Origin of the sequence: Photobacterium sp. WH24, assembly GCF_019204055.1 — a bacterium.
Lineage (GTDB): Bacteria > Pseudomonadota > Gammaproteobacteria > Enterobacterales > Vibrionaceae > Photobacterium > Photobacterium arenosum.
Genome location: NZ_JAGSOZ010000013.1, coordinates 107,733 through 120,088 on the forward strand (window position 1 = coordinate 107,733; position 12,356 = coordinate 120,088).

The 12,356-nt window shown below is 49.8% G+C and carries 13 protein-coding genes; 3 read left to right on the top strand and 10 right to left on the bottom strand.

Annotation, left to right across the window (positions count from 1 at the left end):
* Positions 1-22: 22 nt before the first annotated feature.
* Both KCG43_RS15900 and KCG43_RS15905 read right to left on the bottom strand, forming a co-directional pair.
* Entirely contained in the window at positions 23-1,432 is a 1,410-nt protein-coding gene (locus tag KCG43_RS15900; protein WP_218386175.1) for a PepSY domain-containing protein, read from the bottom strand.
* Positions 1,433-1,556: 124 nt separating this feature from the next.
* On the bottom strand, positions 1,557-1,907 hold the full coding sequence (locus tag KCG43_RS15905) for a hypothetical protein (protein ID WP_218386176.1): 351 nt from the start codon (positions 1,905-1,907) through the stop codon (positions 1,557-1,559).
* Between the two features lie 377 nt (positions 1,908-2,284).
* On the opposite strand from KCG43_RS15905, the gene KCG43_RS15910 reads away from it, so the two are divergent.
* A complete protein-coding gene (locus KCG43_RS15910; RefSeq protein WP_218386178.1) occupies positions 2,285-2,698 on the top strand; it encodes an aegerolysin family protein in 414 nt (137 codons plus the stop codon).
* Between the two features lie 250 nt (positions 2,699-2,948).
* Here the strand turns inward: KCG43_RS15910 and KCG43_RS15915 are convergent, their stop codons facing one another.
* Both KCG43_RS15915 and KCG43_RS15920 read right to left on the bottom strand, forming a co-directional pair.
* Entirely contained in the window at positions 2,949-3,836 is an 888-nt protein-coding gene (locus KCG43_RS15915) for a DMT family transporter (protein WP_218386181.1), read from the bottom strand.
* An 81-nt stretch (positions 3,837-3,917) separates the two neighbouring features.
* On the bottom strand, positions 3,918-4,451 hold the full coding sequence (locus KCG43_RS15920) for a GNAT family N-acetyltransferase (RefSeq protein ID WP_218386183.1): 534 nt from the start codon (positions 4,449-4,451) through the stop codon (positions 3,918-3,920).
* A gap of 127 nt (positions 4,452-4,578) precedes the next feature.
* On the opposite strand from KCG43_RS15920, the gene KCG43_RS15925 reads away from it, so the two are divergent.
* A complete protein-coding gene (locus tag KCG43_RS15925; RefSeq protein ID WP_218386185.1) occupies positions 4,579-5,607 on the top strand; it encodes a GlxA family transcriptional regulator in 1,029 nt (342 codons plus the stop codon).
* On the opposite strand, the gene KCG43_RS15930 is transcribed toward KCG43_RS15925, so the two are convergent.
* The 5 genes from KCG43_RS15930 to KCG43_RS15950 form a co-directional block, all read right to left on the bottom strand.
* Positions 5,588-6,451 carry a dienelactone hydrolase family protein gene (locus KCG43_RS15930; protein WP_218386187.1) on the bottom strand — a complete coding sequence of 288 codons (864 nt, stop codon included), beginning with the start codon at positions 6,449-6,451 and terminating at the stop codon, positions 5,588-5,590. The two genes, KCG43_RS15925 and KCG43_RS15930, sit on opposite strands and share 20 nt — an antisense overlap.
* 5 nt (positions 6,452-6,456) lie before the next feature.
* On the bottom strand, positions 6,457-7,647 hold the full coding sequence (locus tag KCG43_RS15935; protein ID WP_192016225.1) for a PLP-dependent aspartate aminotransferase family protein: 1,191 nt from the start codon (positions 7,645-7,647) through the stop codon (positions 6,457-6,459).
* Positions 7,648-7,679: 32 nt separating this feature from the next.
* Positions 7,680-8,927 carry an MFS transporter gene (locus tag KCG43_RS15940; protein ID WP_192016224.1) on the bottom strand — a complete coding sequence of 416 codons (1,248 nt, stop codon included), beginning with the start codon at positions 8,925-8,927 and terminating at the stop codon, positions 7,680-7,682.
* Positions 8,927-10,264 carry an iron-containing redox enzyme family protein gene (locus tag KCG43_RS21540; protein ID WP_218386190.1) on the bottom strand — a complete coding sequence of 446 codons (1,338 nt, stop codon included), beginning with the start codon at positions 10,262-10,264 and terminating at the stop codon, positions 8,927-8,929. The genes KCG43_RS15940 and KCG43_RS21540 overlap by 1 nt, the downstream gene beginning before the upstream one ends.
* 129 nt (positions 10,265-10,393) lie before the next feature.
* Positions 10,394-10,849 carry an HPP family protein gene (locus KCG43_RS15950; RefSeq protein ID WP_192016223.1) on the bottom strand — a complete coding sequence of 152 codons (456 nt, stop codon included), beginning with the start codon at positions 10,847-10,849 and terminating at the stop codon, positions 10,394-10,396.
* A 108-nt stretch (positions 10,850-10,957) separates the two neighbouring features.
* On the opposite strand from KCG43_RS15950, the gene KCG43_RS15955 reads away from it, so the two are divergent.
* On the top strand, positions 10,958-11,536 hold the full coding sequence (locus KCG43_RS15955) for a TetR/AcrR family transcriptional regulator (RefSeq protein ID WP_218386193.1): 579 nt from the start codon (positions 10,958-10,960) through the stop codon (positions 11,534-11,536).
* Between the two features lie 44 nt (positions 11,537-11,580).
* On the opposite strand, the gene KCG43_RS15960 is transcribed toward KCG43_RS15955, so the two are convergent.
* Entirely contained in the window at positions 11,581-12,303 is a 723-nt protein-coding gene (locus KCG43_RS15960) for an SIMPL domain-containing protein (RefSeq protein ID WP_192016221.1), read from the bottom strand.
* Positions 12,304-12,356: the final 53 nt, after the last annotated feature.

Genomic DNA, 12,356 nt, shown 5'->3' on the forward strand with positions numbered 1-12,356 from the left:
CTCCGAGTTTATCTCATCGAACTTAACTGAAAAATCTTGCCAGTTTCGACACCCGTGCAAATAGCAACTTATCCGCTATTAGCACAGTCACAATCACTATCCCTGCCAGCGGGAAACACACTCCAAGAATGGCAATCACAACCGTTGCTCCTTTCCACAGCGTCATGTTCTTCGGTGCTGGCGGGGCAGAAAGCATACGCTTGCCTTTCGGTCGGCGCAGCCACCACATCGCGATACCGCTCAGGCTGATCACAATGAATGCCAGGCAGAGCACAGTGTTTGCTGCTTTGTTCCACCCGCCAAAGTCGCCCTCGTGCAGCGCAATGCCCCACGCCATCACTTTCGCCATCGGGGAATATTGTTCGTACCTGATATCTGCCAGTACCTTGCCTGTGTACTGGTCGATGTGCAGGGTGCGATCCTGCGTCGCATCGTTAATATCGTTACTCATGGTACTTTGCAGCACGCTGTATGCGCCCTGCTCACCTTTAGGCAGATTGACACGAAACGACGTAAAACCCAGCTGTTTGACAAACAAAACAACCGACTCCAGATCCACCTTGCCCACCATACCCTGATGACCGGCATGTGAGCCGGACACAGGCATGGGCGTTTGCTCCAGGTTCCACGGCACTTCTTCCAGTTCGCCGTGGTTCATGTCGGCATGCTTAGCATCCGAGAGCGGCACATCACCAAATACCCCCGCGGGAAAACTGTTCCATGCCTGCACCATCTTGCTGCCCCAAACCCCCGACCAGGACAGACCTGACAGCAGAAAAAGCAGTAAAAACACAGACGTTAAGACCCCAAGATTCGCGTGAAGATCACGCCAGAACGTACGCTTGCCGCAGGTCAAACGCACGCGCAGCGCACCGGCTCTGCTGGCGTTGTCACGCGGCCACCACATGTAAGCGCCGCTCACAATCAGGATCACAGCAAAACTCGCCGCCAGCTCAATCAGGCGATCGCCAATATCGCCGATAAGCAGCGTGCCGTGTATTTCATTGGCCAGCGTGTACAGGTTGTTATCGCGATCAAGCGAGCCCAGCACTTCAGCTGTGTAAGGGTTCACTGTCACGAACAAGCCGTGTCCATCTGCTGTCACTACCGCAAAACGCGCCACATCTTCAGGCTGCTTTGGGGTTAAATATTGATTAATTGTGGCTTGGGGATAGGCTTGCTGAACAGCATTGAGCTGCTGACTGACAGGCAGACTTTGAGCGGCCGGCTCGACAAAAAGGAGGTCTTTGAAACGGAGATTATCGATCGTTCCCGCGTAGAGCATCATCAGGCCAGTCACCGCCAGCATCAGCAAAAAAGGCACCACATACAAACCGGCATAAAAATGCCAGCGCCAGGCCGTCAGGTAGCCGTTACGTTGTGGTGATGGCAGCTTTTCCTGCTGCGCCAGAGTCTCGTTATTATTTGTCATTGAGTTACCTTCCAGTGCGAAAAATACGCACAGTTACACTGTTTCTGTCTGTCAGGCAGAAACAACCAGCATAGAGAAATGTTTGGGAAATATGTAAGCCGGGGAGAAGACGGATCTATCCCGGTTAAACCGCTGGCGGTGCTCTGGAAGGCGAAAGAAAATAGTGCCACTGGCGAGGCGTGAACTGATAGGTGTTGGCTGGTTGTGCGAGGCCTGGCTCACCCAGCCCCAGCCATCTTTCATCAATATGAGCCAGGCTGAAAACACCGATGGGACAGTGCCCCTGAGTATCATGCTTGAGCTGATCTTTACCATCAGCCAGTTTAACGAGTTTAAAACCGCCCAGTGTGCACAAGCTGGCCCAGGTTCCCGCAGGCTGGTGATGGGCATTGACCACAGGCATAGCAATGAGCAATAGCCAGCTCAAAAAGCTGGCAACAATCATCATTCTGTGTAGTGGTTTTCCTTGCCGCATTGATACTCTCGTCCTGATAGCGATTGAATAGTAGATGTTGATAAAAGAATCTACAAGATGAAAAAAAATTCGTGACTGATGAGCCGGAGAACCTTGGTGGAAATCGACGCGTTTCATCAAATTCGGACAGTTCATCTCCTTATTCAAGGGAGGGAATATTCGTGCAGAAACCAAATTCTAAACCAATCTGTAAATCATATGATGATGATTTACAGAATTCTTATCCCAAAATCACACATCATAAACATGCTGTTGTTTTTCGGATATTCATTAACTAACTTCATGCTGACTGCTTAGAACAATCGCTAGTAAGTGGTAATGAGTCGTCAGCGATAATTCTAGGTTTCTTAAACTTAATTGTATTTTAAGGAGCTTACATGGCTTACGCACAATGGGTCAGCTATACCGTCATCGCAGATAACTGCAACCTGCAAGTGAAAAATGCGCAACACAGCTGGGGTAAATTTTATCAGTACGACAATAAAGATCATGAACTGTCGCCTGAAGAAGTGAATGGGCAAGTCGTCGAAATTGGGCAGGAAGGTTTTAACATCGTAAGCTCCTGTGGTCGCTCTGATTCAGCTTCCGGTACCCAAGGTTCGTTTGATCTGTACGACGGTTCAACAAAAGTCGTGACTCTGGTTTGGGATTGTCCCTGGGGCAGTAAGTCAAACAGCTGGTCTCAAACTGGCCAGAACCGCAATTATGTTGTGTCTGTGACAGGCGGCTCCATGAACTCTGGCGCCATCGGTGTCCTGACTGTGGAAGTGATCAAGAAACACGTCAGCTAATATAGAAGGCAGTGCGGGATACATCATCCCCACTGCCTTTCTCTTTTTCACCGCATAACGACACATATTCGCAATCACGCTTTGCTGCGACAGACACTCTTTGCTCGCCCAAAGAGTACCTGGCGCGCATAAGAAAATGCCGAGGACTACGCCAAATCTGAAGCGCGACATGCATATTTCCCCAAATGGCGGTCATAAAAAAGCAGCGTTTCCGCTGCCTTTCTGAATGCTATCTTTGGCTGATTCGCTGTTATGCCGTCACCAGTTTGCTCCGGCGGGCTTTCAGCCTCAGTTGGGCGACGGCCACTCCGCAAAGCACCATACCGCCGCCGATCAAATGCACCGCTTCCAGCTGTTCATTCAGTACAACACTGGCAATGATAGCGGTGATCACTGGCATCAGGTTCATGAACATGGCTGTTTTGTCTGCGCCCAGCATTTTGATCCCTTTCATCCAGCACCAGGGCGCAATCACAGAAGCAGGAATCGCGGCAAACAACACCAGAGGTAATGCATCGCCGGTAATCGCTACCCGCTGACTGGTAAACAGCATAGGCAGGAGGAACAGGACGGCAAACATGCCCTGAACATACACAGACTGCCAGTTACTCAGGGGCATATCCCAGCGTTTGAGTAATACACAGTAAAGCGCATACACGAACGCAGCCAGCAGGAGTAAGCCATCACCCTGATTAATGCCCTGTGCGAGCAACTGAGACGGATCGCCGTGGCTCAGCATCAATACCAGCCCGCCAAGCGACAGTACAGCACCCACCATTGCCAGTGGCGATAGCTTTTGTTTCAGAATAGGTACACTCAGAAACATACTCATCAGAGGAACCAGTGACATAATCAGCGCCATATTGGTGGCTGTGGTGGTCGGTGCGGCAAAATACCCCAGCGACTGGTTCAGTACCATGCCCAGAAACGCCAGCAATGCCAGCTTCGACAAATGCGGCTTGATGTTTGACCACTGACGAATAACAGAGGTAATAACAAAAGGTGTCAGTGCCAGCATGGCAAAAAACCAGCGGTAAAAGGCGATCGCTCCCGGATCGATTACGCTGTAGGAAAGTTTGTTAACAATGGCATTCCCTGCCCAAATTGAAACCGTCAATAAGGGAAATAAGTAGATCATGCGCTGCCTTCGCTGAGATGGTAGAAAAATACGCTGTACGTATGTATTCATTGTCTCAGGTCAGCTTAGAAATACATATCTCTAATCGGACACTCTACCCTTACATTCAGACATATCAGTAATTATCGGCATTAACTGATATCGTAATACGGTTTCGCCACTCTCTGCATCGGTATAAGATCCCAAATACCGGCCGCCATTGCGCTCTATGACACCTCGCGAGGCGGTATTTTGAGCGCTGCAAGTAATAATGAGGGGCTGAGAGCAACAATGCCGGCATACCCAGTTCAGCATGAAACTGGCGACACCTTGCCGTCTGGCAGTCGGGCGTGTCTCGTAGCCGACATGTCCGATAACATTTTCGACATAAGCGTTGCTGCCAGTTCGGACCCGAATCGCACCAGCAATCTCACCGTGACTGATGCAAAAAAACGTAGTCGAAGGTAGCCAGCCCTCTGGCAAACCCAAACCCTCGGCATGCGCTATCCTGCTTTTCAGGTACGTTTCAGGATGACTGACTGCTGCCTGATATTGTTTAATACCATTGGCGGCACACTCGTTAACATAAGAAATATATTTCACCAGATGCCGTTCAGCGGCCTTTTCCATTTCCATATCTCGACCTTACATTGAATAAAATCATAGTGTTATTTCACAAGACTACCATACTCCTTCAATTGCACTAGTCACTCTGTCTGGCTGGGTGGTACATTGTTTCCTGAATACACCTTCAATGGACTGAATGGCAATGAAGCATGCCAACCCCAAGCATACCCCGATTGATATCTACTTCCTGCTGACCCCTGACGTGCATTTACTCGATCTGGCTGGCCCCTGCCAGGCTTTTCACGAAGCCATCAGCTATGGCATGGATCTGAATCTGCATTTCATCAGTGATCAAAATTCCCTGAGCAGTCATCAGGGGCTAACTCTCGGTGGCATGCAACCTTTGCCATCTTCTCTGCCTGATAATGCCATAGTGGTTGTGTGTGCATCGAAATACCATGAAGGGATATACCGGAATCAGGCCAGCGAGCGGTGCATTGAATGGCTCAGGCATACCCCGAAAGCCGATACCCGGATTCTCGGTATTTGCACCGGGGCTTTTTTACTGGGGTTAGCTGGCTGGCTGGATAATCGTCAGTCGACAACGCACCACAAGCTCACAGAGGCGCTGTCGCAACAATTCCCTGCTGCAGACGTGTTGCCAGAACGGATTTTTGTACAGGATGGTCAGGTCTACACCACAGCAGGTGTAACAGCCGGTATTGACCTGGCCCTTCAGCTCATCGAAGATATCAGTGGCAGCCGGTTTGCTATGGAAGTGGCACGGGATCTGGTGGTCTATCGTCGCCGTATGGCAAACGATCCACAGATATCCAAACAGCTCAGCTTTCGCAGCCACATTTCACCGCTGGTACATTCCATTCAGGATTACCTGCAGACAAAACTGCATGAAAAACTGGCACTGGCCGATATAGCCGACGCCTTTCGGGTCTCTTCCCGCCATATGCAGCGAGAATTTAAAAACGCTACCGGCCTGACCATTAGGGAATATCTGGTCGAACTGAGGCTGGAAGAAGCCAAGTGCTACATTGAAAATGGTGACACCATTGAAGTGGCAGCGTTTAAGTCCGGTTTCCCCCAGGCTAGTTCATTGCGGGCCGCCTGGAAGAAAAAGTATAAAACCCTGCCAAAAGAATCCGCCGCTAAAGTGGACGCGGCGGCCGAAAGTACAGGGAGATACCTGCTTAATCGCTCAACTGGGTAACAAAAAACTGTGACGCCAGTTTGAGAGCATGTTTGGTGGCCTCCGGGTTATAACGGATAGGGACATTCCCTCCCTTGCCCCGGAAAGCATAAGGATCAAAAAAGGTACTTTCTGCTCTGGGCAGCTCAAAGGCATGGGTGGCACCGGGCAATGTCACCAGTTTCACCAAGGACTGGTTAGACTGTGGCAACTGGCTGACCAGCGTCTTGCAATCATCCGGACCATCATATTTGTCCTCTTCGCCAGACAAGATCATCAAGTGGCGGTCTGCAGCAATGCCGGTAAAGGGATACCCTGACACCTTGTTATAGGCCCAGCACACCGGATAGTTGGCAACCAAGGCTTTCAGTGATCCTGATTCCTGCTCGCCCGCCATCAGCATGGCAACCACACCGCCCCAGGAAAAGCCAATAAGGCCCAGTTCGCCGGCATTAATATCCTGGCGGGATTTCAGATAATCAATTGCCGCATACACATCCGGTAGCGTCTCTTTAACATGTTTCGGACGAGACAACCCGCCTTCCAACCCTCGGGCAGCCCACATGTCGATTTCTAATGTAGCAAAGCCCTGCCTGTTCAATACCTGGCTGTAGAGTGCGCCGCGTTCGTCCACACCACCAGAACCGTGCACTATGATAACCGCAGGCAGTGGTGCCTCAATACCGTCAGGTTTGGTGAAACGTGCAGCCACAGTCACCGGATTATCAGCTGATTGGCCGGACTGAAAAGCCACATAATTGTGTTTATACAAAGTGTTTGGCGTGTGGTTCTGCGCCGCATTGGCTGTGCTGGTTACCAGCACAGAGGCAAACAAAAGCGCAGCATTACGAAATGTGTTCATCATGACAGCTATACAACTTCCCTGAGTGAATGTGTTACCTGAGAGGCAGCCAGTGCCTGCCCGAGATCCTGAATGATATCCTGACTGGCTTCCAGCCCGACACACAACCTGACCAGGCCGTCTGAAATACCGTACTGCTGCTTCTCTTCCTGAGAATACCGACAGTGGGTCGTCGAGGCCGGGTGGGTCACCATAGATTTGGTATCACCAATATTGGTACAGCGGGCCACCAGATTGAGCGCATCAATACACCGCCAGGCCGCTTTCTGACCGCCTTCAACAACAAAACTGATCACCGGGCTATGGCCGGTTTGCTGTTTGGCAATCACCTCGGCCTGCGGATGCGAATGACTGAAGGTGGAAAAGACCTGCTTCACACAAGACTGCTGACGCAGCCAGGCTTCGACCGTTCTGGCGTTCTGTTCATGCATGGTCATTCTGGCCGTCAGCGTGTCCAGGCCGTGACTCAGCACCCAAGCCGTAAAGGCATTCATGCAAGTTCCGGAACTGCGCAAATAGTTTTTCAATGGCTGGATCACGTCTTTACGTCCGGCGATGACACCACCAACCGTTCTGCCCTGCCCGTCCATGAATTTACCGGTTGAATGCAACACCAGATCGGCACCATGGTTTAACGGTCGCTGGTTGACCGGAGACAGCAAAGTGTTATCCACCACCAACAGGGCATTATTACGTTTTGCCAGCCCGGATAACCAGGTTAAATCCGCCACTTTCAGCAGTGGGTTGGTGGGAGACTCAACCAAAATCATGCGGGTACGATCACACATAGCGGCTTGCCATGCATGCTGATCATCAAGATCCACACAAGTCGCCGTGATACCAAACTGGCCGAAATACTGACGAAATAGGTGGGTAGTGGTTCCGAAAATACCGCTGGCCAGCACAACATGGTCGCCCTGTTTTAGAAACGTCATTGCCAGCGCCAGATAAGCGGCCATACCAGAAGCAAAGGCCACAGCGGATTCCGCGTTTTCCAGCGAGGCCAGCTTTCGTTCAAAATGTTCGACCGATGGATTGGTAAAACGGCTGTAAATATTCCCTTCTGTCACCCCGTTGAACCTGTCACTGGCTTCCTGCGCCGACGTAAAATCATAGGCCGATGTCATGGCAATGGCCGCGGCATGAGAGTCATCCAATGAAGGAAACTCCATGTGTATTGCTCGGGTTGATTGCTCCATGCTTTTTATTCCTTTCATCATTGAGTCGGCGATTAAGATGGTGTAACAACCTGCGATTGCGGTTTATCTTTAAAGGCATCAGAGAAGTAAAAAACCATTCCCATTGCGACAGAGACAAAACACAACCCAGTCACTGCAAGTGTGATGAAGGAGTAACTTTGCGTCGCATCATAAGACAGGCCACCCAGCCATACCGTGCCAAAGACGAAGACCTGGTGAACGGTAAACAGGCAGCCAAAAATCTTGCCTTTCACTTTCTCGCCATAGGCTTTAAGACACATGAGTGACGTGACTATTACTGTTCCCATATAGGTCAGGCCAAATAGCACGGCAAAAATCATGCACAATAGAAAGCTGTCTGCTGAGAGCACAATCAGCATAGAAGCACCACGGACAGCGTAAAGCAGAGACAGCATCAAAGCCGGCGCTGAATAACGCAGTAAATAGCCCACTAAAAACGCGCCGATGAGTTCTGCTGCACCCAGCACGCTCAGCGATGAAGCGACTATGGTGGCCTCCCCTTCTCCCCCGCTAAAACGTTCCTGTAACATAGGAACCAAATGCACATCGACATAAGCCATTGAGGCACCGCAACCACCGAATGACAGCGCCAGTAACAGAAACAGTGGTTTTCTCAGGTGTTGATGCCATTTCAAATCATCCCCGTCGCTCTCGGCAGCTGTTTCAGAGACGAACTCCCGGCGTGGGAAAACACGGCATAACCAGATACAGGCAGGCAAGATCACCACAGCAAACACACCGAAGATGATCAGGCTGATGTCTTGCCAGATTACAAAGGTATTCAGCCACACCCAGAATGGCGACAGCACCATAAAGCCAATTGCTGTACCGTTGGTAATGGCGGCGTACGCCATGCCTTTGTTCTGACTGTCAAAGATACGGTCGACCAAAAGCGCCAGCGGCACAAAGGTCATCGCCGTTAATGCATAAGCCGCCAGCACGCCGAACAACACCAGGAACAGCCAGAAGTTGAATGACACTGCCATCAGCAGATAGACAAACACCGCAACTACAGCGCCAGACAAAATGGTCAGCGCCGGGCCGATACGGTCACATATCCAACCAACAACAGGAGACAATATGCCAATCGACAACCCAAACAAGGCGCTGGTTAACGAGAAAATACCCCGTCCCAAACCACACATGCTGGCTAAATCCAGGAAGTAAACCTGATAGCTTCCCTTAATCGAGGACGCCCAAAAGGTCACCAGCACGCCAACGGAAATGGCGATTATCTGCTTATTACGGGATATATCCATCAGGCCTCCTGAAGCGACTCCGCTTGCACCTGTTGATCTTTTTTGTCATAACCAAAGTGTTCATACACCCCTTGATACATCCCATAGAACAGCTCGCAGGTGATATTAATCGCCTCAAGGGCTTCCTGTTGCTTTTTCGGTGTATCACAGAGATCAGCCAGCAGCGCCAGGCCTTGCTGAACATGGCCGACATCTTCTTCCTGATGCACAGAGAAAAACAGCAAATCAGCTTCTTTCAGGTCGTACACTTTACCCAGAATATTGTGCCGAGCTTCGTCTCCCACACTTTCCAGGTTCTGCCCTTCACTGGCGACCATCACGGCCGCTGCACCTATGTGGTACAAATCCGGGTTTTTACAGGCGATCAAGCGATAATCAATCAGTGCCTGAGTCTGTGGCAGTGCCATAGCCGCGTCACGTTCAGTGTCAGAAATGCCTAATGCCTTGATAAAGTCCTGCATCAGCTCAACATGATTTTTGGTATTGGATAACCGGCCGGTTTCTTCTTCATACATGTTGTGCAACAGCGCCCGCTTGTGTTTTGGCAAAGGACAGTGAAAAAACAGATGCTCAATATAAGTCAGAAAGTGCTTAGTAAGCTGATAGCCCTGCAAAGTGGTGAACTTTAATAAATCTGGATTAGGGTTATTTTCATCCAGCAGATATTTAAAAAGTGGGTGACCTAAGGTCAGGTGATTTTCTAATGTCTCACGCATTAATTCGCGAAAATCTTTTTTATGAATAAGTTCAGCGCCAACTGACATAGTTTGACTTCCTTGTTTGTAGAATGTTTTAAAACGGTTCCAGAGATCAACCGTGCGTTGTTTCATGTAATGCCCGTCGAATGACTGCCCCTGATAACGGCTGTAATCATTCAGGATTCCATACGTTTCAAACCCACACTTGTTCCAGATTCGATGAGCCTTCGAACCACCCCGCACATCCAGTGTGAGCAGTTCAACACCCTGCGACATGCACGATTGTGCTATCGCAGCCAGTGTCTGTTCCAATAATCCCTGGCTACGGTAATGGGGATGAATCATCCCCTTTTGTAGATCACAAATATGCCTGGTGGTTTGCTGATGGCTTTTCTTAAAGAAACAGCAAACCACTACTGTGCCGTTTTTCACCCCAATCAGAATTTGCAACACCTGACTGGCGATATCTCTTTCCAGTGAAGATAAATACCGGCTCGCTTTCTGTTCATCAAAGCCGGTGTCGAAACCTAAAATAGCGTCATCAGCCTGACTGAGTTTCAACAGTTCTATCAGCGGTTGCTGATAGTCCGAGAACAGTTCAACGCTATTGATCAGCACGTAAGAAAGAGAATCAGACACAACAAATTCCTGTAGGTATTGTTATCAATCGAATGATTAATGAGTTGGCTCAATCCTATTAACCATTGAATCAGTTTCATAGCGCAAAAAGAGACATTTTTTCACCATAAAAGTGACATTCCGGTACGTTCAGGCTTGTCGCCTCCACCGCCAGATACCTTTATTGACCATCTGACCGACAAGCACCATGACAACGGCACCAATCAATACCGGCGTTATCAAAAACGACCAGGTTTGCCCGGTCAGCATAATTAACAGTGGATTAGCACCCGCTGGCGGATGTGTCGTTTTCGTCAGCAACATGGCTGAGACAGCAAGGCCTGAAGCCACCGCTAATGTCAGGGATGTAACGCCAACAAAGCTGACAAAAAACACTCCAATGAATGCCGTTAACAAGTGACCGGCTATCACATTTCTGGGCTGCGCTAACGGGCTGTCCGGTACACCGAAGACCAATACTGCCGTCGCGCCGAATGGGGCCATCAGCCACAGTCCGGCCGAGGTCAGGTTCTCTGCCAGCGACAATAATCCGATGGCCACCGCCGCACCCAGTCCGGATAACAGTGCAATACCGTATTGATTCATTTTGTACTCCTTCTTAATAATTAGTAGACCGACCTGTCTACTTAGGGGAAATCAGAGTAGACAAGTCAGTCTACCGATGTCAAGATGCTTTTCAGATGAGGAGGATGCATGAGTACGACAAGGTCATTGAAAACAGACAAAAAACAACTGCTGACAGATACCGCGCTCACCCTGTTTTACCGCCAGGGTATTCATGCTGTGGGTATCAACGAAGTGCTGAAAGTCTCTGGGGTAGCAAAGAAAACGCTCTACAGCTACTTCAGCAGTAAAGACGAGCTCATACTTGCGGCACTGGCTGCGCGCGACGAGATTTTTATGACATGGCTGGAACAGCAATTAGCGCCGGCAAACAGCGATGAAGAGGTGATCACCTGCCTGTTCGGGAGCCTGAGCGACTGGTTCCATGGCAGGGTGCCGGCATTAAGCCCTTTTCGCGGCTGTTTTTTTATCAATGCATCGGCAGAATTCAGCGAAGAAAATACCGCAATTGCCGACTATTGTTGCGAGCACAAACGCAAAGTCCGGGCGCTGATTCAGCAGCACCTTCACACGCCGGACGAAGTCTTGCTGGATAGCATTTGCCTGATGAAAGAGGGCGCGATTGTGTCGGCATTTGTCGGTAAAGATCTGGCTGCTGCAGAGAAATGTGTGCCGGTATTAATGACGCAGATCCGCAAATCAGGCTGAGCAGAAGCACACGGCTGCGTCGTATTGTATTGCGCGTGGCCTCTTTAATCAGAAAGATAATATTCGACCGTCGAGACCACTCTGATTTTTTTAATGTGCGGATTATTTTTATCCCGCGCACTGATTGAAAACTGGCCTTGAGTCGCTTTTCGGATTTTTCCCAGTGTGCTGTCAGAATCCGAGGCAAATTTCTGCGCCACTTCACGGGCATTGCGGGTGGCTTCTTCGATCATCTCAGGTTTAATGGCGTTCAGGCGGGTAAACAGGTATTCGGTCTGGGTTTGATACGCATCGCCGGTAAAAACGATGCCTTGTTTACCCAGCTCAGAAAGCGATCCCATGACATTACGTACCGTATCAATATGGGTAGAGTACACAGTGACGGTCTGCATCGCGGTATAGCGGTACTGCGCCTGCACATCACTGCCATATTGCTGGGCAGATTTATCCGTGATCGCAGGAGTGGAGACAGAAATCTCATCAACGTCTATGCCATTGCCCCGCAGGTAAGATCGGATCTGCGATGTCTGGCCATCCAGCATCTGATACAACTCCGTTAAATCATTACTCGCGACATTGTACTGAATCGGCCATATCACGATATCGGCCGGATATTCTCTTTCTGATAACCCTTTGACTGTCACACTGCGGTCAAGCTGCTTATAGGTCAGTGCAGCATGACCAAGCAAATAGCCCAACAGAGTCAGCCCCAGTAATATACAAACACCCAGCACGGCAAAGCCGATTCTGTCTTGTCGCTGCTGCATTGTGCCTCCTTGGCATTCAGGTAGTTTATCTACTGAGTTTAACAGGATTTTTT